The 19057-nt window shown below is 44.1% G+C and carries 35 protein-coding genes; 33 read left to right on the forward strand and 2 right to left on the reverse strand.

Going from position 1 to position 19057, the window contains the following annotated elements:
* From tuf to AACV00_RS15960, 33 genes are all read left to right on the forward strand, one after another.
* Positions 1-1184 (forward strand): elongation factor Tu (gene tuf / locus AACV00_RS15800; protein WP_017627866.1); only part of this gene is annotated, 1184 nt, incomplete at its 5' end.
* Between the two features lie 202 nt (positions 1185-1386).
* Positions 1387-1584: a bacterioferritin-associated ferredoxin gene (gene bfd, locus AACV00_RS15805; RefSeq protein ID WP_004246968.1), complete on the forward strand. Its 198-nt coding sequence runs from the start codon at positions 1387-1389 to the stop codon at positions 1582-1584.
* 77 nt (positions 1585-1661) lie between these two features.
* Entirely contained in the window at positions 1662-2135 is a 474-nt protein-coding gene (bfr, locus tag AACV00_RS15810) for a bacterioferritin (RefSeq protein WP_004246967.1), read from the forward strand.
* Between the two features lie 365 nt (positions 2136-2500).
* Entirely contained in the window at positions 2501-2812 is a 312-nt protein-coding gene (gene rpsJ, locus AACV00_RS15815; protein WP_001181005.1) for a 30S ribosomal protein S10, read from the forward strand.
* A gap of 32 nt (positions 2813-2844) precedes the next feature.
* Entirely contained in the window at positions 2845-3474 is a 630-nt protein-coding gene (rplC, locus tag AACV00_RS15820) for a 50S ribosomal protein L3 (protein ID WP_004246966.1), read from the forward strand.
* Between the two features lie 16 nt (positions 3475-3490).
* The gene (gene rplD / locus AACV00_RS15825) at positions 3491-4096 is read left to right on the forward strand and encodes a 50S ribosomal protein L4 (RefSeq protein ID WP_004246964.1); all 606 of its coding nucleotides are present in this window, start codon (positions 3491-3493) and stop codon (positions 4094-4096) included.
* Positions 4093-4395, forward strand: coding sequence for a 50S ribosomal protein L23 (gene rplW / locus AACV00_RS15830; RefSeq protein WP_004246962.1), 303 nt, complete (start codon positions 4093-4095; stop codon positions 4393-4395). Before rplD ends, rplW begins: the two co-directional genes overlap by 4 nt.
* Before the next feature lie 19 nt (positions 4396-4414).
* Complete coding sequence (rplB, locus tag AACV00_RS15835; RefSeq protein WP_004246961.1) at positions 4415-5239, forward strand: 50S ribosomal protein L2; 825 nt, start codon at positions 4415-4417, stop codon at positions 5237-5239.
* 14 nt (positions 5240-5253) lie between these two features.
* On the forward strand, positions 5254-5532 hold the full coding sequence (gene rpsS, locus AACV00_RS15840) for a 30S ribosomal protein S19 (RefSeq protein ID WP_004246960.1): 279 nt from the start codon (positions 5254-5256) through the stop codon (positions 5530-5532).
* Between the two features lie 14 nt (positions 5533-5546).
* Positions 5547-5879, forward strand: a complete 333-nt coding sequence (gene rplV, locus AACV00_RS15845) for a 50S ribosomal protein L22 (protein ID WP_004246959.1) — start codon at positions 5547-5549, stop codon at positions 5877-5879.
* A gap of 17 nt (positions 5880-5896) precedes the next feature.
* Positions 5897-6598, forward strand: a complete 702-nt coding sequence (gene rpsC, locus AACV00_RS15850) for a 30S ribosomal protein S3 (protein WP_004246958.1) — start codon at positions 5897-5899, stop codon at positions 6596-6598.
* Between the two features lie 12 nt (positions 6599-6610).
* Positions 6611-7021 carry a 50S ribosomal protein L16 gene (rplP, locus tag AACV00_RS15855; RefSeq protein ID WP_004246957.1) on the forward strand — a complete coding sequence of 137 codons (411 nt, stop codon included), beginning with the start codon at positions 6611-6613 and terminating at the stop codon, positions 7019-7021.
* Positions 7021-7212 carry a 50S ribosomal protein L29 gene (gene rpmC, locus AACV00_RS15860; protein WP_004238624.1) on the forward strand — a complete coding sequence of 64 codons (192 nt, stop codon included), beginning with the start codon at positions 7021-7023 and terminating at the stop codon, positions 7210-7212. Before rplP ends, rpmC begins: the two co-directional genes overlap by 1 nt.
* On the forward strand, positions 7212-7466 hold the full coding sequence (gene rpsQ, locus AACV00_RS15865) for a 30S ribosomal protein S17 (RefSeq protein ID WP_004246956.1): 255 nt from the start codon (positions 7212-7214) through the stop codon (positions 7464-7466). Before rpmC ends, rpsQ begins: the two co-directional genes overlap by 1 nt.
* Positions 7467-7642: 176 nt before the next feature.
* The gene (gene rplN / locus AACV00_RS15870; protein WP_004246955.1) at positions 7643-8014 is read left to right on the forward strand and encodes a 50S ribosomal protein L14; all 372 of its coding nucleotides are present in this window, start codon (positions 7643-7645) and stop codon (positions 8012-8014) included.
* Positions 8015-8024: 10 nt separating this feature from the next.
* On the forward strand, positions 8025-8339 hold the full coding sequence (gene rplX / locus AACV00_RS15875; RefSeq protein WP_004246953.1) for a 50S ribosomal protein L24: 315 nt from the start codon (positions 8025-8027) through the stop codon (positions 8337-8339).
* Between the two features lie 13 nt (positions 8340-8352).
* Positions 8353-8892 carry a 50S ribosomal protein L5 gene (rplE, locus tag AACV00_RS15880; protein WP_004246952.1) on the forward strand — a complete coding sequence of 180 codons (540 nt, stop codon included), beginning with the start codon at positions 8353-8355 and terminating at the stop codon, positions 8890-8892.
* Positions 8893-8904: 12 nt separating this feature from the next.
* Positions 8905-9210 (forward strand): 30S ribosomal protein S14, encoded by a 306-nt coding sequence (gene rpsN, locus AACV00_RS15885; protein ID WP_004246951.1) that lies wholly within the window; start codon positions 8905-8907, stop codon positions 9208-9210.
* Between the two features lie 32 nt (positions 9211-9242).
* Positions 9243-9635 carry a 30S ribosomal protein S8 gene (gene rpsH, locus AACV00_RS15890; RefSeq protein WP_004246950.1) on the forward strand — a complete coding sequence of 131 codons (393 nt, stop codon included), beginning with the start codon at positions 9243-9245 and terminating at the stop codon, positions 9633-9635.
* 14 nt (positions 9636-9649) lie between these two features.
* Positions 9650-10183 carry a 50S ribosomal protein L6 gene (gene rplF / locus AACV00_RS15895; RefSeq protein ID WP_004246948.1) on the forward strand — a complete coding sequence of 178 codons (534 nt, stop codon included), beginning with the start codon at positions 9650-9652 and terminating at the stop codon, positions 10181-10183.
* 9 nt (positions 10184-10192) lie between these two features.
* Positions 10193-10546, forward strand: coding sequence for a 50S ribosomal protein L18 (gene rplR / locus AACV00_RS15900; protein WP_004246947.1), 354 nt, complete (start codon positions 10193-10195; stop codon positions 10544-10546).
* A 14-nt stretch (positions 10547-10560) separates the two neighbouring features.
* A complete protein-coding gene (gene rpsE, locus AACV00_RS15905) occupies positions 10561-11061 on the forward strand; it encodes a 30S ribosomal protein S5 (protein ID WP_004246946.1) in 501 nt (166 codons plus the stop codon).
* 5 nt (positions 11062-11066) lie between these two features.
* Positions 11067-11246, forward strand: coding sequence for a 50S ribosomal protein L30 (gene rpmD, locus AACV00_RS15910; protein WP_012368690.1), 180 nt, complete (start codon positions 11067-11069; stop codon positions 11244-11246).
* Positions 11247-11249: 3 nt separating this feature from the next.
* The gene (gene rplO, locus AACV00_RS15915; protein WP_004246944.1) at positions 11250-11684 is read left to right on the forward strand and encodes a 50S ribosomal protein L15; all 435 of its coding nucleotides are present in this window, start codon (positions 11250-11252) and stop codon (positions 11682-11684) included.
* 7 nt (positions 11685-11691) lie between these two features.
* The gene (secY, locus tag AACV00_RS15920) at positions 11692-13014 is read left to right on the forward strand and encodes a preprotein translocase subunit SecY (RefSeq protein WP_004246943.1); all 1323 of its coding nucleotides are present in this window, start codon (positions 11692-11694) and stop codon (positions 13012-13014) included.
* A gap of 44 nt (positions 13015-13058) precedes the next feature.
* Positions 13059-13175: a 50S ribosomal protein L36 gene (gene rpmJ / locus AACV00_RS15925; RefSeq protein ID WP_012368691.1), complete on the forward strand. Its 117-nt coding sequence runs from the start codon at positions 13059-13061 to the stop codon at positions 13173-13175.
* 144 nt (positions 13176-13319) lie between these two features.
* Entirely contained in the window at positions 13320-13676 is a 357-nt protein-coding gene (gene rpsM / locus AACV00_RS15930) for a 30S ribosomal protein S13 (RefSeq protein WP_004249689.1), read from the forward strand.
* 16 nt (positions 13677-13692) lie between these two features.
* Entirely contained in the window at positions 13693-14082 is a 390-nt protein-coding gene (gene rpsK / locus AACV00_RS15935) for a 30S ribosomal protein S11 (RefSeq protein ID WP_002919257.1), read from the forward strand.
* Between the two features lie 36 nt (positions 14083-14118).
* Positions 14119-14739 carry a 30S ribosomal protein S4 gene (gene rpsD / locus AACV00_RS15940; protein WP_004246942.1) on the forward strand — a complete coding sequence of 207 codons (621 nt, stop codon included), beginning with the start codon at positions 14119-14121 and terminating at the stop codon, positions 14737-14739.
* A 25-nt stretch (positions 14740-14764) separates the two neighbouring features.
* Positions 14765-15754, forward strand: coding sequence for a DNA-directed RNA polymerase subunit alpha (locus AACV00_RS15945; RefSeq protein WP_004246941.1), 990 nt, complete (start codon positions 14765-14767; stop codon positions 15752-15754).
* Between the two features lie 37 nt (positions 15755-15791).
* Positions 15792-16178 (forward strand): 50S ribosomal protein L17, encoded by a 387-nt coding sequence (gene rplQ, locus AACV00_RS15950; protein WP_004246940.1) that lies wholly within the window; start codon positions 15792-15794, stop codon positions 16176-16178.
* 261 nt (positions 16179-16439) lie between these two features.
* Positions 16440-16853 (forward strand): Zn(2+)-responsive transcriptional regulator, encoded by a 414-nt coding sequence (zntR, locus tag AACV00_RS15955; protein ID WP_004246939.1) that lies wholly within the window; start codon positions 16440-16442, stop codon positions 16851-16853.
* A 60-nt stretch (positions 16854-16913) separates the two neighbouring features.
* Complete coding sequence (locus tag AACV00_RS15960) at positions 16914-17117, forward strand: alternative ribosome-rescue factor A (RefSeq protein ID WP_004246938.1); 204 nt, start codon at positions 16914-16916, stop codon at positions 17115-17117.
* 3 nt (positions 17118-17120) lie between these two features.
* On the opposite strand, the gene mscL is transcribed toward AACV00_RS15960, so the two are convergent.
* Both mscL and trkA read right to left on the reverse strand, forming a co-directional pair.
* Positions 17121-17528 carry a large-conductance mechanosensitive channel protein MscL gene (gene mscL / locus AACV00_RS15965; RefSeq protein WP_004246937.1) on the reverse strand — a complete coding sequence of 136 codons (408 nt, stop codon included), beginning with the start codon at positions 17526-17528 and terminating at the stop codon, positions 17121-17123.
* Positions 17529-17634: 106 nt separating this feature from the next.
* The gene (gene trkA, locus AACV00_RS15970) at positions 17635-19011 is read right to left on the reverse strand and encodes a Trk system potassium transporter TrkA (protein WP_004246936.1); all 1377 of its coding nucleotides are present in this window, start codon (positions 19009-19011) and stop codon (positions 17635-17637) included.
* Between the last annotated feature and the right edge of the window lie 46 nt (positions 19012-19057).

A 19057-nucleotide genomic window follows, 5' to 3' on the forward strand; every position in this document is an offset into this window, starting at 1 on the left:
TGTCTAAAGAAAAATTTGAACGTTCAAAACCGCACGTTAACGTTGGTACTATCGGCCACGTTGACCATGGTAAAACAACTCTGACTGCTGCAATCACTACAGTTTTAGCTAAAACTTACGGTGGTGCTGCTCGTGCATTCGACCAAATCGATAATGCGCCAGAAGAAAAAGCGCGTGGTATCACCATCTCTACTTCACACGTAGAATACGATACTCCAACTCGCCACTACGCACACGTAGACTGCCCAGGTCACGCCGACTATGTTAAAAACATGATCACTGGTGCTGCGCAAATGGACGGAGCTATTCTGGTAGTAGCAGCAACTGATGGTCCAATGCCACAAACTCGTGAGCACATCCTGTTAGGTCGTCAGGTTGGTGTTCCTTACATCATCGTATTCCTGAACAAATGTGACATGGTAGATGATGAAGAGCTGTTAGAATTAGTTGAAATGGAAGTTCGTGAACTTCTGTCTCAATACGATTTCCCAGGTGATGACACTCCAGTAATCCGTGGTTCAGCGCTGAAAGCACTGGAAGGCGAAGCAGAGTGGGAAGCAAAAATTGTTGAATTAGCAGAAGCACTGGATTCTTATATCCCAGAGCCAGAGCGTGCAATTGACAAACCATTCCTGTTACCAATCGAAGATGTATTCTCAATCTCAGGCCGTGGTACAGTAGTTACTGGTCGTGTAGAGCGTGGTATCATCAAAGTAGGTGATGAAGTTGAGATTGTTGGTATCAAAGAAACCGCAAAAACAACTTGTACTGGCGTTGAAATGTTCCGTAAATTACTTGACGAAGGTCGTGCAGGTGAGAACGTAGGTGTTCTGCTGCGTGGTACAAAACGTGAAGAAATCGAACGTGGACAAGTACTGGCGAAACCAGGTTCAATCAACCCACACAACAAATTTGAATCAGAAGTTTATATTCTGAGCAAAGATGAAGGTGGTCGTCACACTCCATTCTTCAAAGGCTACCGTCCACAGTTCTACTTCCGTACAACTGACGTAACTGGTACTATCGAATTACCAGAAGGCGTAGAAATGGTAATGCCAGGCGACAACGTGAACATGATCGTTGAACTGATCCACCCAATCGCAATGGACGAAGGTTTACGCTTCGCAATCCGTGAAGGTGGCCGTACAGTAGGTGCGGGTGTTGTTGCTAAAGTATTAGGTTAATTCCTAGCTTTATTATTTTTGAAAAGGGCATCTGATGATGCCCTTTTTTAGTTTATGCCTCTATTAACGATAACTAGCTTATTGCCATTATTCATTTTTTATTATCATCAGCACACTTAGATAGATCTGTACGATAAATAGAAATTGAAATAACAATGATTATCATTTACTATCTTGATAGGTAGTTAATGAGGTCGTTATTATGTATGTCTGTCTGTGTCATGGTGTGAGTGATAAAAAAATTATCTCTACTGTTCATAAACATCAAATTCGAACAATCAATCAATTGCGTCAAATCCTACCTGTAGGCAGTTGTTGTGGTAAATGTATACGTCAAGCTCGTCAACTTATAGATGATGAACAACACCTCCTTTATCCTCAAATTTCTGAAGTTGCATAACAGTTTTTAATATTCCTTTCTCTCTACTTTGTATAAAAGGTCTACACTAAAAAGACTGGAAGCAAAGGAGCATAAAAATGAAAGGTGATAAAAAAATGATAGCCCACCTTAATAAATTATTAGGTGGTGAACTTGTTGCAATTAATCAGTATTTCTTGCATGCCCGTATGTTTAAAAATTGGGGATTTACTCGCCTTAATGCGATGGAATACCATGAGTCTATTGATGAAATGAAGCATGCTGATAAATATATTGAGCGTATTTTATTTTTAGAAGGTATCCCTAACTTACAAGATTTAGGAAAACTCAATATCGGTGAAGATGTTGAAGAGATGTTGCGTTCAGATCTTGAACTCGAATTAGGGGGAGCAAAAGACTTACGTGAAGCTATCGCTTATGCTGATTCAATTCATGATTATGTGAGCAGAGATCTGATGCTAGAAATCTTAACGGATGAAGAAGGGCATATCGATTGGATTGAAACCCAACTAGAGCTTATTGAACGTATCGGACTACAAAACTATCTTCAAGCGCAAATGATTGAAGAGTGATCTCATCTTTTAGCAAAAAAGAAGTATTAATCTTTCTTTATTGCTATCTATCGAATTTATAAAAGCAAAGGTAACGCTATTGTTGCCTTTGCCTTTTATTTTTTAAGTTCAATTTGCTGTGACTAGATAATTTTTATCGCTGTTTTTTTATTCTTGGCTTGATTTCATCTCTCAGGCAAGTATAATGCGCAGGCTCACTGATTTAGTGGGGCTGATTTATCAGCTAATGCAGATTTTTTTATTGCATTAATATAATACTCCCGATTGGGGAGTTATATGCAGAACGATTACACTCTCTCATCAATCGAAATGGGTACGAGTAGTAATCATTTACGTTTATAAAAAATAGTTGGAGCTCTGGTCTCATGCAGAACCAAAGAATCCGTATCCGCCTGAAAGCTTTTGATCATCGTCTGATTGATCAATCAACTGCGGAAATCGTAGAGACTGCTAAGCGCACAGGTGCGCAAGTTCGTGGTCCAATCCCACTGCCGACTCGCAAAGAGCGTTTCACAGTGTTGATTTCTCCGCACGTTAATAAAGATGCGCGTGATCAGTATGAAATTCGCACTCACAAACGTCTGGTTGACATCGTTGAGCCAACCGAGAAAACCGTTGATGCTCTGATGCGTCTGGATCTGGCTGCCGGCGTAGACGTGCAGATCAGCCTAGGTTAATCAGGTCATCAAGCGATTGAGAGGTTGAAACAATGATTGGTTTAGTCGGTAAAAAAGTAGGAATGACTCGTATCTTCACTGAAGATGGCGTTTCAATCCCTGTAACCGTTATCGAAATTGAAAACAACCGTGTTACTCAGGTCAAAGATCTAGAGAAAGACGGTTATCGTGCAATTCAGGTGACTACAGGTAGCAAAAAAGCGAACCGTGTACTGAAACCTGAAGCAGGTCATTTTGCTAAAGCTGGCGTTGAAGCTGGCCGCTTACTGCGTGAATTCCGTCTGAACGAAGGCGAAGAATACACTGTAGGTCAAAGCATTAGTGTAGAAATTTTCGCTGACGTTAAAAAAGTCGACGTTACTGGAACATCTAAAGGTAAAGGTTTTGCTGGTACTGTAAAGCGCTGGAACTTCCGTACTCAAGATGCTACCCACGGTAACTCCTTGTCTCACCGCGTTCCGGGTTCTATCGGTCAGAACCAGACTCCGGGTCGTGTATTTAAAGGCAAGAAAATGGCAGGTCAACTGGGTAACGAACAAGTTACCGTTCAGAGCCTGGAAGTAGTACGTGTTGACGCTGAGCGCAACCTGCTGCTGGTCAAAGGTGCTGTCCCAGGTGCAACTGGCAGTGACCTGATCGTTAAACCAGCTGTCAAGGCGTAACGTCGAGGAGATAGGAATGGAATTGGTAATGAAAGACGCGCAAGGCGCGCTGACTGTTTCCGAAACTACCTTCGGGCGTGACTTTAACGAAGCGCTTGTGCATCAAGTAGTCGTTGCATACGCTGCTGGTGCTCGTCAAGGTACTCGTGCTCAGAAAACTCGTGCTGAAGTTTCTGGTTCAGGCAAAAAGCCATGGCGCCAGAAAGGTACAGGTCGTGCACGTTCAGGTTCAATCAAGAGCCCAATTTGGCGCTCTGGTGGTGTTAGCTTCGCAGCTAAACCACAGGACCACAGTCAAAAAGTAAACAAAAAGATGTACCGCGGTGCTCTGAAGAGCATTCTGTCAGAACTGGTACGTCAAGATCGTCTGATCGTCGTAGAGAAGTTCTCTGTTGAAGCGCCTAAAACTAAGCTTTTAGCACAGAAACTGAAAGATATGGCTCTGGAAGATGTACTGATTGTCACAGCAGAAGTTGATGAGAATCTGTACTTAGCAGCACGTAACTTATACAAAGTAGACGTTCGTGATGCAGCAACAATCGATCCAGTTAGCTTAATCGCCTTCGACAAAGTCGTCATGACTGCTGACGCTGTGAAGCAAGTTGAGGAGATGCTGGCATGATCCGTGAAGAACGTCTGCTGAAAGTACTGCGCGCGCCGCATGTATCTGAAAAAGCTTCTATCGCGATGGAAAAATCAAACACCATCGTTCTCAAAGTTGCTAAAGACGCGACCAAAGCAGAGATTAAAGCAGCTGTACAAAAACTGTTTGAAGTCGAAGTTGAAAGTGTTAACACTCTGCTGATGAAAGGCAAAGTGAAACGTCACGGTCAGCGTATTGGTCGTCGTAGCGACTGGAAAAAAGCTTACGTCACCCTGAAGGAAGGCCAGAATCTGGACTTCGTCGGCGGCGCTGAGTAAGTCGGAGGAGTAAAGAACAATGGCAATTGTTAAATGTAAACCTACGTCTCCGGGCCGTCGCCACGTAGTTAAAGTGGTAAACCCAGAGCTGCATAAAGGGAAACCTTATGCGCCATTGCTGGAAAAGAACAGCAAATCCGGTGGTCGTAACAACAATGGTCGTATCACTACCCGTCATATCGGTGGTGGTCACAAACAGGCTTACCGTATTGTTGACTTTAAACGCAACAAAGATGGTATCCCTGCGACAGTAGAACGTCTGGAATATGATCCAAACCGTTCAGCTAACATCGCTTTAGTGCTGTATGCTGATGGTGAACGCCGCTACATCCTGGCTCCAAAAGGCCTGAAAGCGGGTGATAAAGTTCAATCTGGCGTTGATGCTGCTATCAAAACGGGTAACACCTTACCAATGCGTAATATCCCGGTTGGTTCTACCGTTCATAACGTAGAAATGAAACCAGGTAAAGGTGGTCAGTTAGCTCGTTCAGCTGGTACTTACGTTCAAATCGTTGCGCGTGATGGTGCTTATGTCACTATTCGTCTGCGTTCTGGTGAAATGCGTAAGATCCCTTCTGATTGCCGTGCAACTATCGGTGAAGTAGGTAACTCTGAGCACATGTTACGCGTTCTGGGTAAAGCTGGTGCAAGTCGCTGGCGTGGTATTCGTCCTACCGTTCGCGGTACTGCGATGAACCCAGTAGACCACCCACACGGTGGTGGTGAAGGTCGTAACTTTGGTAAACACCCAGTAACACCTTGGGGCGTTCAAACCAAAGGTAAGAAGACTCGTAAAAACAAACGCACTGAACACTTTATCGTTCATCGTCGTACTAAGAAATAATTAGAGGATAAGCCATGCCACGTTCTCTCAAGAAAGGTCCATTTATTGACCTGCACTTGCTGAAGAAGGTAGAGAAAGCGGTGGAAAGCGGTGACAAAAAGCCTGTTAAGACTTGGTCCCGTCGTTCAACGATCTTTCCTAACATGATCGGTTTGACCATCGCTGTCCATAATGGTCGTCAGCATGTTCCAGTTTACGTTTCCGACGAAATGGTTGGTCACAAACTGGGTGAATTCGCGCCGACCCGTACTTATCGCGGTCATGCAGCCGATAAAAAGGCTAAGAAGAAATAAGGTAGGAGGAAGAGATGGAAACTATCGCTATACATCGCCACGCTCGTTCTTCTGCTCAGAAGGTTCGCCTGGTGGCAGACCTGATTCGCGGTAAGAAAGTGTCGCAAGCTCTGGAAACTCTGACCTATACCAACAAGAAAGCTGCTGGTTTAGTGAAGAAAGTACTCGAGTCTGCTATTGCTAATGCAGAACACAACGATGGCGCTGACATTGATGATCTGAAAGTAGCTAAGATCTTTGTTGACGAAGGTCCTTCTATGAAGCGCATTATGCCTCGTGCAAAAGGCCGTGCAGATCGTATTCTGAAGCGCACCAGCCACATCACTGTGGTTGTGTCCGATCGCTGAGACTCTGGAGACTAGCAATGGGTCAAAAAGTACATCCTAATGGTATCCGCCTTGGCATTGTCAAGCCTTGGAATTCCACATGGTATGCGGGTACCAATGAATTCGCTGACAACCTAGACAGCGATTTTAAAGTGCGCCAGTACTTAACTAAAGAACTGGCAAAAGCATCTGTATCTCGTATCGTTATCGAACGTCCTGCGAAAAGCATCCGTGTGACTATTCACACTGCTCGCCCAGGTATCGTTATCGGTAAAAAAGGTGAAGATGTAGAAAAACTGCGTAAAAACGTAGCGGATATCGCTGGCGTTCCTGCGCAAATTAATATCGCCGAAGTACGTAAACCTGAACTGGACGCAAAATTAGTTGCTGACAGCATCACTTCACAGCTGGAACGTCGTGTTATGTTCCGTCGTGCTATGAAGCGTGCGGTACAGAACGCAATGCGTTTAGGCGCTAAAGGTATTAAAGTGGAAGTAAGTGGTCGTTTAGGCGGCGCTGAAATCGCTCGTACTGAATGGTATCGTGAAGGTCGTGTACCTCTGCACACTCTGCGTGCAGATATCGACTACAATACCTCAGAAGCACATACTACTTATGGTGTGCTCGGCGTTAAGGTATGGATCTTCAAAGGTGAGATCCTGGGTGGTATGGCTGCGGTTGAACAGGCGGAAAAACCAGCCGCTCAACCTAAAAAGCAGCAGCGTAAAGGCCGCAAGTAAGGAGAGTCGCTGATGTTACAACCTAAGCGTACAAAATTCCGTAAAGTGCATAAAGGCCGCAACCGTGGCTTAGCTATAGGTACGGATGTAAGCTTCGGGACTTACGGTCTTAAAGCTGTGGGCCGTGGTCGTCTGACTGCACGTCAGATCGAAGCGGCACGTCGTGCAATGACCCGTGCAGTTAAGCGTCAGGGTAAAATCTGGATCCGTGTGTTCCCAGACAAACCAATCACTGAAAAGCCGCTCGAAGTCCGTATGGGTAAAGGTAAAGGTAACGTAGAGTATTGGGTTGCCTTGATCCAGCCAGGTAAAGTCCTATATGAAATGGATGGTGTGCCTGAAGAAGTGGCCCGTGAAGCATTTCAGCTAGCGGCAGCAAAACTGCCTATCAAAACCACCTTTGTAACTAAGACGGTGATGTAATGAAAGCAAAAGAGCTGCGCGAAAAGAGCGTTGAAGAGCTGAACACTGAATTGCTGAACTTACTGCGTGAGCAGTTCAATCTGCGTATGCAGGCAGCAAGTGGTCAGTTACAACAGTCTCATCTGTTGAAACAAGTGCGTCGTAATATCGCACGCGTTAAGACTTTACTGACTGAGAAGGCGGGTGCGTAATGACCGATAAAATCCGTACTCTGCAAGGTCGTGTGGTAAGTGACAAAATGGAAAAATCTGTTGTTGTTGCTATCGATCGTATGGTGAAACATCCATTATATGGTAAATTCATCCGTCGTACGACTAAACTGCATGTACATGACGAGAACAACGAATGTGGCATGGGTGACGTAGTAGAAATTCGTCAAACACGTCCTATCTCTAAGACTAAGTCTTGGGCGTTAGTTCGCGTTGTAGAAAAAGCTGTTCTGTAATAAAATAGCCTTTTCGTACGAAATAAACGGCTCAAAACTGAACGAGCCGTTTATTTTTTCTGTCCATATCGAGAATGTGGTGTTATAATGCCGCTCCCTCGTATTATGGGATATTGAACGGCCTCTTCTAATGTGGAAGTGGCTCAGTAGTAGTTGACATTTAGCGGAGCACTAAAATGATCCAAGAACAGACTATGCTGAACGTGGCCGACAACTCCGGTGCACGTCGCGTAATGTGTATCAAGGTTCTAGGTGGCTCGCACCGTCGCTACGCAGATGTAGGTGACATCATCAAAATTACCATTAAAGAAGCAATTCCACGTGGTAAAGTTAAGAAAGGTGATGTACTGAAAGCGGTAGTGGTGCGCACCAAGAAGGGTGTTCGTCGCCCTGACGGTTCTGTCATTCGCTTCGATAGCAACGCTTGTGTATTGTTAAACAACAACAGCGAGCAAGTTATTGGTACGCGTATTTTTGGGCCGGTTACTCGTGAACTTCGTAACGAGAAGTTTATGAAAATAATCTCTCTGGCACCTGAAGTACTCTAAGGAGCAGGCAATGGCAGCGAAAATCCGTCGTGAAGACGAAGTTATCGTGCTAACTGGTAAAGATAAAGGTAAGCGCGGTAAAGTAAAACAGGTTCTTTCTTCTGGTAAAGTTATCGTTGAAGGTATCAATCTGGTTAAAAAACATCAGAAGCCAGTACCGGCTCTGAACCAACCAGGTGGCATCGTTGAAAAAGAAGCTGCAATTCAAGTTTCTAACGTTGCAATCTTCAATGCGGCAACCGGCAAGGCTGACCGTGTAGGTTTTAGATTCGAAGACGGCAAAAAAGTTCGTTTCTTCAAATCTAATAAAGAAACTATCAAGTAATTTGGAGTATACGATGGCGAAACTGCATGATTACTACAAAGACGAGGTAGTCCAAAAACTGATGTCTCAGTTTGGTTACCATTCTGTCATGCAAGTCCCTCGGGTCGAGAAGATCACCCTGAACATGGGTGTTGGTGAAGCAATTGCTGATAAAAAACTGCTGGATAATGCAGCAGCTGATTTAGCAGCAATCTCAGGTCAAAAACCTCTGATCACCAAAGCACGCAAATCTGTTGCAGGCTTCAAAATCCGCCAGGGCTATCCGATCGGCTGTAAAGTGACCCTGCGTGGCGAACGCATGTGGGAGTTCTTTGAACGTCTGATCTCTATTGCTGTACCACGTATCCGTGACTTCCGTGGTTTGTCCGCTAAATCATTCGATGGACGTGGTAACTACAGCATGGGCGTGCGTGAACAAATCATCTTCCCTGAAATCGATTACGATAAAGTGGATCGTGTTCGTGGTTTGGATATTACCATTACTACGACTGCGAAATCTGATGATGAAGGTCGCGCATTGTTAGCAGCGTTTAACTTCCCGTTCCGCAAGTAAGGCAGGGCATTCATGGCTAAGAAATCTATGAAAGCACGTGATGTAAAACGTGCGAATTTAGCTGAGAAATTCTTCGCAAAACGCGCAGAACTGAAAGCTATCGTTTCAGATGTAAACGTATCTGATGAAGATCGTTGGAATGCTGTTCTGAAACTGCAAACACTGCCACGTGATTCAAGTCCTTCACGTCAGCGTAACCGCTGCCGTCAAACTGGACGTCCGCACGGTTTCCTGCGGAAATTTGGCCTAAGCCGTATTAAAGTCCGTGAAGCCGCTATGCGCGGTGAAATCCCGGGCCTTAGAAAGGCTAGCTGGTAATCACCCTAATTGAATCACGGGAGTAAAGACAGATGAGCATGCAAGATCCCATCGCGGATATGCTGACCCGTATCCGTAACGGTCAGGCCGCGAATAAAGTTGCGGTCACAATGCCTTCCTCCAAGCTGAAAGTGGCGATTGCCAACGTGCTTAAGGAAGAAGGTTATATCGAAGATTTTAAAATTGAAGGCGACACTAAGCCAGAACTGGAAATCACTTTAAAATATTTCCAAGGTAAGGCTGTAGTAGAAAGCATTCAGCGCGTAAGCCGTCCAAGTCTGCGCATCTATAAAAGAAAAGATGAGCTGCCACAAGTTATGGCAGGACTGGGCATCGCTGTTGTTTCTACCTCAAAAGGTGTTATGACTGATCGTGCAGCTCGCCAAGCAGGTCTTGGTGGCGAGATTATCTGCTACGTAGCTTAATTCGGGAGGAAAGAATGTCTCGTGTGGCAAAAGCACCCGTCGTCATTCCTGCCGGCGTAGAGGTTAAACTCAACGGTCAGGTAATTACGATTAAGGGTAAAAACGGCGAGCTTACTCGTACTATCCATAATGCAGTTGAAATTCAACATGCTGACAACCAACTAACTTTCGCACCACGCGATGGTTATGCTGATGCATGGGCACAAGCGGGTACTACTCGTTCACTGCTAAATGCAATGGTTGTAGGTGTTACCGAAGGCTTCACTAAGAAACTGCAACTGGTAGGTGTAGGTTATCGTGCGTCTGTTAAGGGCAACACAGTTAACTTATCAGTAGGTTATTCACATCCAGTGGAACACCAACTGCCAGCAGGCATCACTGCTGAATGTCCAACACAAACTGAAATCCTACTGAAAGGTGCGGATAAGCAAGTGATTGGTCAAGTAGCAGCTGAACTGCGTGCTTACCGTCGCCCTGAACCTTATAAAGGTAAAGGTATTCGTTACGCCGACGAAGTTGTGCGTATCAAAGAGGCTAAGAAGAAGTAAGGTAACACTATGGATAAGAAAGCAGCTCGTATCCGTCGTGCGACCCGCGCACGCCGTAAGCTCCAGGAACTGGGTGCGACTCGCCTGGTGGTACATCGTACCCCTCGCCATATTTATGCGCAGGTTATTGCACCAAACGGTTCTGAAACTTTGGTGGCCGCTTCTACTACAGAAAAAGCTATCATTGAGCAACTGAAAAACACTGGAAACAAAGAAGCAGCAGCAGTAGTTGGTAAAATTGTTGCTGAACGCGCTCTGGAAAAAGGTATCAAATCAGTATCATTTGACCGTTCCGGTTTCCAATATCATGGTCGAGTCCAGGCACTGGCAGATGCTGCCCGTGAAGCTGGCCTTCAGTTCTAAGGTAGGAGTGTAAGATGGCTCACATCGAGAAACAAGCTGGCGAACTGCAGGAAAAGCTGATCGCGGTAAACCGCGTATCGAAAACCGTTAAAGGTGGTCGTATCTTTAGCTTCACCGCTCTTACAGTAGTTGGTGATGGTAATGGCCGCGTTGGTTTTGGATATGGCAAAGCTCGCGAAGTTCCGGCAGCAATCCAGAAAGCGATGGAAAAAGCCCGTCGCAATATGAAAACCGTCGCTTTAAACAACGGTACTCTGTTCCACCCTATTAAAGGTACTCATACAGGTTCTCGCGTATTTATGCAGCCTGCTCATGAAGGTACTGGTATCATCGCAGGTGGTGCAATGCGTGCAGTTCTAGAAGTGGCTGGCGTTCGTAACGTACTGGCTAAAACCTATGGTTCCACGAATCCGATTAACGTCGTTCGTGCAACACTGGACGCTTTAGATAGCATGAAGTCTCCAGAAATGGTCGCAGCTAAGCGTGGTAAATCCGTTGAAGAAATTCTGGGGTAATGACCATGGCTAAGACTATTAAAATTACTCAAACACGCAGTTTAATCGGCCGTCTGCCTAAACATAAGGCAACTATGGCTGGTTTAGGTCTGCGTCGCATCGGTCACACTGTAGAACGCGAAGATACACCAGCAGTTCGCGGTATGATCAACTTGGTTTCCTATATGGTTAAAGTTGAGGAGTAAGAGATGCGTTTAAATACTCTGTCTCCGGCTGAAGGTGCCAAGCATGCGCCTAAACGTGTAGGTCGTGGTATCGGTTCTGGCCTAGGTAAAACTGGCGGCCGTGGTCACAAAGGTCAGAAATCTCGTTCTGGCGGTGGCGTACGTCGTGGTTTTGAAGGTGGTCAGATGCCTTTATACCGTCGTTTACCAAAATTTGGTTTTACTTCACGTAAATCATTCGTGACTGCGGAAATCCGTCTGTCTGATTTGGCTTATGTTGAAGGCGATGTAATCGATCTGAATGCACTGAAAGCCGCAAACGTTGTTGGCCCACAGATTGAATTTGCAAAATTAATTCTGTCTGGCGAGGTTAACCGTGCAGTGACTATTCGTGGTCTGCGTGTTACCAAAGGTGCCCGTGCAGCAATCGAATCAGCTGGCGGTAAAATTGAGGAATAAGTGACAGATGGCTAAACAACCAGGGTTAGATTTTCAGAGTGCTAAAGGTGGTATAGGTGAACTAAAACGCAGATTACTGTTTGTTCTTGGTGCACTAATTGTCTTTAGGATTGGCTCTTTTATTCCTATCCCTGGTATTGATGCCACTGTGCTTGCCAAATTGCTCGATCAGCAAAAAGGCACCATCATTGAAATGTTTAACATGTTCTCTGGTGGTGCTCTTAGCCGTGCTTCTATCTTTGCGCTGGGTATCATGCCTTATATTTCGGCATCGATTATTATCCAACTATTATCAGTGGTTAACCCTCGGTTAGCGGAGATTAAGAAGGAAGGGGAGGCCGGTCGTCGTAAGATCAGCCAATATACCCGTTATGGTACTTTGGTGCTGGCGATATTCCAATCTATTGGTATCGCAACAGGCTTACCGAATATGCCAGGAATGCAAGGTCTGGTTATTAATCCAGGCTTACCATTCTATATTACGGCTGTTGTGAGCTTAGTCACAGGGACAATGTTCCTGATGTGGTTAGGTGAGCAAATCACTGAACGTGGTATTGGTAACGGTATCTCAATCATTATCTTTGCAGGTATCGTTGCAGGTCTTCCACCTGCCATTGGTCAAACCATCGAGCAGGCGCGGCAAGGCGAACTGCACTTCCTCCTGTTATTGTTGGTTGCAGTATTGGTGTTCGCGGTAACTTTCTTTGTTGTTTTTGTAGAAAGAGGACAACGTCGTATCGTTGTTAACTATGCAAAACGTCAACAAGGGCGTAGAATATACGCGGCACAAAGTACACATCTACCACTTAAGGTAAATATGGCGGGTGTAATACCGGCAATTTTTGCTTCAAGTATTATTCTGTTTCCTGGTACAATAACCTCTTGGTTTGGCGATGGTACAGGATGGGGTTGGCTGACGACAATTTCTTTAAATTTACAGCCTGGTCAACCTATTTATGTGTTACTATACGCTGCTGCAATCATCTTCTTCTGTTTCTTCTATACGGCGTTGGTTTTCAACCCAAGAGAAACGGCAGATAACCTGAAGAAGTCCGGTGCATTTGTACCAGGAATTCGCCCGGGAGAGCAGACGGCTAAATATATAGATAAAGTGATGACACGTTTAACCTTAATCGGTGCCCTGTACATTACCTTTATCTGTCTCATCCCGGAGTTCATGCGTGACGCAATGAAAGTACCTTTCTATTTTGGTGGTACTTCCCTCTTAATCGTGGTTGTGGTCATCATGGATTTTATGGCTCAAGTGCAAACTCTCCTGATGTCAAGTCAGTATGAGTCTGCATTGAAAAAAGCAAACCTTAAAGGCTAATTACCGATAAGATGGGTTTGTTTTAGAAGTTACGGAGAGTAAAAATGAAAGTTCGTGCTTCCGTCAAGAAAATGTGCCGTAACTGCAAAATCGTTAGACGTCACGGCCACGTGCGTGTAATTTGCAGTGTTGACCCTAAGCATAAACAGCGTCAAGGCTAAATTATTGCATTTTTTTCTTGCAAAGTTCGGTTGAGCTGGCTAAATTAGCCAGCCCAATCATTTATAATCATACAGTATTGTTTGAGTATCCTGAAAACGGGCTTTTCAGAATAGTACTGTATAAAGTTAATTTAGGAGTGCATAGTGGCCCGTATAGCAGGCATTAACATTCCTGATCATAAACATACCGTAATCGCTTTAACATCGATTTACGGCATTGGTAAAACTCGTTCACAGGCTATCTGTGAAGCAACGGGTATTGCTGAAAATGTTAAGATCAGTGAGCTGTCTGAAGAGCAAATCGACAAGCTGCGTGACGAAGTTGCCAAATACGTTGTAGAAGGTGATCTACGTCGTGAAGTTACCCTGAGCATCAAACGTCTGATGGATCTTGGTACTTACCGTGGTTTACGTCATCGTCGTGGTCTACCAGTTCGCGGTCAGCGTACTAAGACTAACGCACGTACCCGTAAGGGTCCGCGTAAGCCGATCAAGAAATAATCGGGGTATTTGAACAATGGCAAAAGCACCTATTCGTGCACGTAAGCGTGTAAGAAAACAAGTCTCTGACGGTGTGGCTCATATCCATGCTTCTTTCAACAACACAATCGTTACTATTACAGACCGTCAAGGTAACGCGTTGGGTTGGGCTACTGCCGGTGGTTCCGGTTTCCGTGGTTCTCGTAAATCTACTCCGTTTGCGGCTCAGGTTGCAGCAGAACGTTGCGCTGAAGCTGTTAAAGAGTACGGAATTAAGAACTTGGAAGTTATGGTAAAAGGACCTGGTCCTGGTCGTGAGTCAACTATCCGTGCATTAAACGCGGCTGGTTTCCGCATCACTAATATTACTGATGTGACTCCGATTCCTCATAACGGTTGTCGTCCACCGAAAAAACGTCGCGTTTAATAACGGTTTCGTTTTTAGGATAGTTGGAGAAAGAAAATGGCAAGATATTTGGGTCCTAAGCTCAAGCTGAGCCGTCGCGAAGGTACAGATTTATTTCTGAAATCTGGCGTTCGGGCGATTGACACCAAGTGTAAACTGGAACAAGCACCAGGTCAGCACGGCGCACGTAAACCGCGTCTGTCTGATTACGGTGTTCAGTTACGTGAAAAACAAAAAGTACGTCGTATTTACGGTGTTCTAGAGCGTCAATTCCGTAACTACTACAAAGAAGCAACACGTCTGAAAGGCAACACAGGTGAGAACTTACTTACTCTGTTAGAAGGTCGTCTGGATAACGTTGTTTATCGTATGGGCTTTGGCGCAACTCGCGCAGAAGCACGTCAGATGGTTAGCCACAAAGCAATCATGGTAAATGGTCGCGTGGTTAATATTGCTTCTTATCAGGTTTCCCCGAATGACGTAGTCAGCGTTCGTGAAAAATCGAAAAAACAGTCTCGTATTAAGGCTGCTTTAGAGCTGGCTGAACAGCGTGAAAAGCCAACATGGCTGGAAGTTGATGCTGCTAAGATGGAAGGTGTGTTCAAACGTATTCCTGAACGTACTGACTTGTCTGCGGACATTAACGAGCACCTGATCGTCGAGCTTTACTCCAAGTAAGGCTTAGCACCAAAGAGAGGACACAATGCAGGGTTCTGTGACAGAGTTTCTAAAACCGCGCCTGGTTGATATCGAGCAAGTGAGTTCGACGCACGCCAAGGTGACCCTTGAGCCATTAGAGCGAGGCTTCGGCCACACTCTAGGTAACGCACTGCGCCGTATTCTGCTTTCGTCTATGCCGGGTTGTGCGGTAACAGAGGTTGAGATTGATGGTGTACTGCATGAGTACAGCACCAAAGAAGGTGTTCAGGAAGATATCCTAGAAATACTGCTCAACCTTAAGGGGTTGGCGGTAAAAGTTCATGGTAAAGATGAAGTAATTCTTACTTTGAGCAAATCTGGCATTGGCCCTGTTATTGCAGCCGATATCATCCATGACGGTGATGTCGAAATCGTCAAGCCGCAGCACGTTATCTGCCACCTTACAGACGAAAACGCATCTATTAATATGCGTATCAAAGTTCAGCGTGGTCGTGGTTATGTGCCGGCTTCTGCCCGAATTCATTCGGAAGAAGATGAGCGCCCTATCGGTCGTTTACTAGTAGATGCGTGTTATAGCCCAGTTGAGCGAATCGCTTATACTGTGGAAGCAGCGCGTGTTGAACAACGTACCGACTTGGATAAGCTGGTAATCGAGATGGAGACTAACGGTACTATCGATCCAGAAGAATCGATTCGCCGTGCAGCGACTATCCTGGCTGAACAGCTTGAAGCTTTTGTTGACTTACGTGATGTTCGTCAGCCTGAAGTTAAAGAAGAGAAGCCAGAGTTCGATCCGATCCTGCTGCGCCCAGTTGACGATCTTGAATTGACTGTCCGCTCTGCTAACTGTCTGAAGGCAGAAGCAATCCACTACATCGGTGATCTGGTACAGCGTACTGAAGTTGAATTACTTAAGACGCCTAACCTTGGTAAGAAATCTCTTACTGAGATTAAAGACGTACTGGCGTCGCGTGGTTTATCTCTGGGCATGCGCCTTGAGAATTGGCCACCTGCAAGTATCGCTGATGAATAAGATCACAGGTTAAGGTTTTACTGAGAAGGATAAGGTCATGCGCCATCGTAAGAGTGGTCGTCAATTGAACCGCAACAGCAGCCATCGTCAGGCTATGTTTCGCAACATGGCAGGTTCTTTAGTTCGTCATGAAATCATCAAGACAACTTTGCCTAAAGCGAAAGAACTGCGTCGCGTCGTTGAGCCGCTGATTACTCTTGCCAAGACCGACAGCGTAGCTAATCGTCGTCTGGCATTCGCCCGTACTCGTGACAACGAAGTCGTGGCAAAACTGTTTACAGTATTAGGTCCGCGTTTTGCGAGCCGTGCAGGTGGTTACACTCGTATTCTGAAGTGTGGCTTCCGTGCAGGTGACAATGCTCCAATGGCTTACATTGAGCTTGTTGACCGTGCTGATTCTGAAACAGAAGCAGCTGCTGAATAATAAATTATTATTTAGCGAAGCGAATAAAAAGACCGGATTTTTTAATCCGGTTTTTTTATTGCTATAGATTAGCAATAAATTTAAATTTATTGGTTCCTCCCTTTAATGACTCGCTACTTCTTTATTTATGTGGGTGCTATATATTTACTTTTGAATATGCTGCTATTGTGCGAAAGTAAGTATTAAGTATCGCACTATATTTCAATTCTATTTTTTTGGTTATTTGTTATGCTTACTTATCATTAGTTTGAGGAGTGATCAATGTATCGCATCGGCCAAATTGCAAAATTAGCGAATGTTACAACAGATACTATCCGTTTTTATGAAAAACAAGGATTGATGGAACATGATAGACGGACAGAAGGTGGCTATCGTCTGTATACAGAACAAGATTTGCAAAGATTACGCTTTATTCGTTATGCCAAAGAGTTAGGCTTTACTCTGGATGCTATTACTGAGTTACTTTCAATTAGAGTCGATCCTGCGCATCATACTTGTGTAGAATCAAAACATATTGTTGATGCTAGGCTAGCAGAAGTTGAGGCTCGTCTAAAAGAAATGGAAAAGATGCGTGATTCTTTAAAAATGTTAAGCAATGCTTGCTGTGGAACCGCTCATGAAAGTACATATTGTTCAATTCTAGAAATACTTGAATCTGGAGCGACAAAGCAATAATATCTGCACTGAAGATTGTTGTTCTATGCTTTATGTTCTTTAATAATTTAAGAGGTTTTTATGTCTAGCAAATATCAGCACCAAAAAGGTGTGATCAAAGATAATGCGTTAGCTGCACTTGTTCATGATCCTTTATTTAGACAACGGGTAGAAAAAAATAAGAAAGGCAAAGGCAGCTATATGAGAAAGGCAAAACATAATAAGAAAGGTAACTGGGAGGCCAGTGATAACAAATATTTTCAATTGTTATCACTGGCCTTTTAGTTTTTATTTTTGCTGATTTTTTAATAGATCACGGATTTCTGTTAATAAAGTTTCTTCTGCTGAAGGTGCAGGTGGTGCTTTAGGTTGCTCTTCTTCTTGTCTGCGCATCTTATTAATTAATTTAATCGCACAGAAAATAGCAAACGCGACAATGGCAAAATCAAAAACAGTTTGTATAAAGGCACCATAGTTTAAGATAACGGCAGGTATATCCCCATGAGCCTCTCTTAGTACTAAACTAAATTGTTTAAAATCGATCCCTCCAATGAGTAAGCCTAATGGAGGCATAATCACATCAGCTACTAAGGATGAAACAATTTTTCCGAATGCGGCACCAATGATGACACCGACTGCCATGTCAACAACATTGCCTTTCATTGCAAATTCACGAAACTCTTTGAAAAAAGCCATAACCACCCCTTATTAGTATGGATCTAGATATAAAAATATGTGTTTAGATAATAATAATAGATCAGTATCAGTAACAATCACTACTATTCTTATTTCTACACTAGAGTTATAAGAAAAATGGACTAGGTTGGAACAGTTTTTCTACTTCAGGAACATATTTTTTATCTGTAATAAACATGATCACATGGTCACCTTGTTCTATTGAGTGACTTGCATTGGCAATAATGACATCTTCATTGCGGACAATGGCGCCGATAATTGTGCCTGGCGGAAGTTTGATATCTTGAATACGTCTACCGACAACTTTTGAGGTATTTTCATCACCATGTGCAATGGCTTCAATAGCTTCAGCAACACCGCGACGTAATGAGGAGACACTGACAATATCTGCTTTGCGAACATGACCTAATAGTGCTGAAATAGTGGCTTGTTGCGGAGAGATGGCAATATCAATGACTCCACCTTGGACTAAATCAACATAAGCACTGCGTTGAATAAGTACCATGGCTTTTTTTGCCCCCATACGTTTTGCGAGCATTGCGGACATGATATTTGCTTCATCATCATTAGTGAGTGCAATAAAGACATCGATTTGCTCAATATGCTCTTCAGCGAGTAGCTCTTGATCAGATGCATCACCATAAAACACGATAGTATCATGGAGGAGCTCTGCTAACTCGGTAGCACGTTGTTGATTATGCTCAATCAGCTTAACGCTATAATCTTTTTCTAATCTTGCCGCTAATCCTGCTCCAACGTTTCCGCCACCAACAATCATAATGCGTTTATAAGGTTTTTCTAATCGTTGTAGCTCACTCATTACTGCGCGAATATGTTGTGATGCCACCACGAAAAAGACCTCATCACCCGCTTCAATAATGGTCGATCCTTGAGGGCGAATAGGTCTATCTTGGCGAAAGATAGCCGCAACACGGGTATCAATATGTGGCATATGATCACGTAGAGTGGATAGTGCATTACCCACAAGTGATCCACCATAGTAGGCTTTTACTGCCACGATACTGACTTGACCTTCAGCAAAGTTTACTACCTGTAGGGCACCGGGGTATTGAATTAGTTTATAGATATAATCTATAACGAGGTGTTCCGGGGAGATGAGGTAATCAATAGGAATTGCTTCTGGTAAAAAAAGTTTATCTGCTTCACGAACAAATTCAGAGGCTCGGATACGAGCAACTTTATTGGGAGTATTAAATAAAGTATAAGCGACTTGGCATGCTATCATATTTGTTTCGTCAGAATTTGTGACGGCAACTAGCATATCCGCATCTTCAGCCCCCGCTTCTCTTAAGACTCTCGGATGAGATCCATGACCATTTACAACTCTTAAATCAAATTTATCTTGAAGTTGACGTAAACGGGTAGCATCAGTATCGACAACAGTAATATCGTTATTCTCACCGACAAGATTTTCAGCGAGAGTGCCACCCACTTGACCTGCGCCTAAGATAATAATTTTCATCGTCAGTTCTCAGAATATTCGATTAACAAATACAAGATCAATGTCT

This window comes from Proteus sp. G3927, assembly GCF_963894685.1.
Taxonomy (GTDB): Bacteria; Pseudomonadota; Gammaproteobacteria; order Enterobacterales; family Enterobacteriaceae; genus Proteus; species Proteus mirabilis.

Bases quoted from the DNA above. Each gene is read 5' to 3' on its own strand.
- trkA (WP_004246936.1), bottom strand. From the start codon at position 19,011: ATGAAAATTATTATCTTAGGCGCAGGTCAAGTGGGTGGCACTCTCGCT.
- rpsJ (WP_001181005.1), top strand. From the start codon at position 2,501: ATGCAGAACCAAAGAATCCGTATCCGCCTGAAAGCTTTTGATCATCGT.
- zntR (WP_004246939.1), top strand. From the start codon at position 16,440: ATGTATCGCATCGGCCAAATTGCAAAATTAGCGAATGTTACAACAGAT.
- rplB (WP_004246961.1), top strand. From the start codon at position 4,415: ATGGCAATTGTTAAATGTAAACCTACGTCTCCGGGCCGTCGCCACGTA.
- bfr (WP_004246967.1), top strand. From the start codon at position 1,662: ATGAAAGGTGATAAAAAAATGATAGCCCACCTTAATAAATTATTAGGT.
- AACV00_RS15945 (WP_004246941.1), top strand. From the start codon at position 14,765: ATGCAGGGTTCTGTGACAGAGTTTCTAAAACCGCGCCTGGTTGATATC.
- rplN (WP_004246955.1), top strand. From the start codon at position 7,643: ATGATCCAAGAACAGACTATGCTGAACGTGGCCGACAACTCCGGTGCA.
- bfd (WP_004246968.1), top strand. From the start codon at position 1,387: ATGTATGTCTGTCTGTGTCATGGTGTGAGTGATAAAAAAATTATCTCT.
- rplP (WP_004246957.1), top strand. From the start codon at position 6,611: ATGTTACAACCTAAGCGTACAAAATTCCGTAAAGTGCATAAAGGCCGC.
- rpsD (WP_004246942.1), top strand. From the start codon at position 14,119: ATGGCAAGATATTTGGGTCCTAAGCTCAAGCTGAGCCGTCGCGAAGGT.
- rpsC (WP_004246958.1), top strand. From the start codon at position 5,897: ATGGGTCAAAAAGTACATCCTAATGGTATCCGCCTTGGCATTGTCAAG.
- rpmD (WP_012368690.1), top strand. From the start codon at position 11,067: ATGGCTAAGACTATTAAAATTACTCAAACACGCAGTTTAATCGGCCGT.
- mscL (WP_004246937.1), bottom strand. From the start codon at position 17,528: ATGGCTTTTTTCAAAGAGTTTCGTGAATTTGCAATGAAAGGCAATGTT.
- rpsN (WP_004246951.1), top strand. From the start codon at position 8,905: ATGGCTAAGAAATCTATGAAAGCACGTGATGTAAAACGTGCGAATTTA.
- rplC (WP_004246966.1), top strand. From the start codon at position 2,845: ATGATTGGTTTAGTCGGTAAAAAAGTAGGAATGACTCGTATCTTCACT.
- rpsE (WP_004246946.1), top strand. From the start codon at position 10,561: ATGGCTCACATCGAGAAACAAGCTGGCGAACTGCAGGAAAAGCTGATC.
- rplO (WP_004246944.1), top strand. From the start codon at position 11,250: ATGCGTTTAAATACTCTGTCTCCGGCTGAAGGTGCCAAGCATGCGCCT.
- rplW (WP_004246962.1), top strand. From the start codon at position 4,093: ATGATCCGTGAAGAACGTCTGCTGAAAGTACTGCGCGCGCCGCATGTA.
- rpsQ (WP_004246956.1), top strand. From the start codon at position 7,212: ATGACCGATAAAATCCGTACTCTGCAAGGTCGTGTGGTAAGTGACAAA.
- rpsS (WP_004246960.1), top strand. From the start codon at position 5,254: ATGCCACGTTCTCTCAAGAAAGGTCCATTTATTGACCTGCACTTGCTG.
- rplX (WP_004246953.1), top strand. From the start codon at position 8,025: ATGGCAGCGAAAATCCGTCGTGAAGACGAAGTTATCGTGCTAACTGGT.
- rplR (WP_004246947.1), top strand. From the start codon at position 10,193: ATGGATAAGAAAGCAGCTCGTATCCGTCGTGCGACCCGCGCACGCCGT.
- AACV00_RS15960 (WP_004246938.1), top strand. From the start codon at position 16,914: ATGTCTAGCAAATATCAGCACCAAAAAGGTGTGATCAAAGATAATGCG.
- rpsK (WP_002919257.1), top strand. From the start codon at position 13,693: ATGGCAAAAGCACCTATTCGTGCACGTAAGCGTGTAAGAAAACAAGTC.
- rplD (WP_004246964.1), top strand. From the start codon at position 3,491: ATGGAATTGGTAATGAAAGACGCGCAAGGCGCGCTGACTGTTTCCGAA.
- rplV (WP_004246959.1), top strand. From the start codon at position 5,547: ATGGAAACTATCGCTATACATCGCCACGCTCGTTCTTCTGCTCAGAAG.
- rplE (WP_004246952.1), top strand. From the start codon at position 8,353: ATGGCGAAACTGCATGATTACTACAAAGACGAGGTAGTCCAAAAACTG.
- rpsH (WP_004246950.1), top strand. From the start codon at position 9,243: ATGAGCATGCAAGATCCCATCGCGGATATGCTGACCCGTATCCGTAAC.
- rpmC (WP_004238624.1), top strand. From the start codon at position 7,021: ATGAAAGCAAAAGAGCTGCGCGAAAAGAGCGTTGAAGAGCTGAACACT.
- rplQ (WP_004246940.1), top strand. From the start codon at position 15,792: ATGCGCCATCGTAAGAGTGGTCGTCAATTGAACCGCAACAGCAGCCAT.
- rpmJ (WP_012368691.1), top strand. From the start codon at position 13,059: ATGAAAGTTCGTGCTTCCGTCAAGAAAATGTGCCGTAACTGCAAAATC.
- rplF (WP_004246948.1), top strand. From the start codon at position 9,650: ATGTCTCGTGTGGCAAAAGCACCCGTCGTCATTCCTGCCGGCGTAGAG.
- secY (WP_004246943.1), top strand. From the start codon at position 11,692: ATGGCTAAACAACCAGGGTTAGATTTTCAGAGTGCTAAAGGTGGTATA.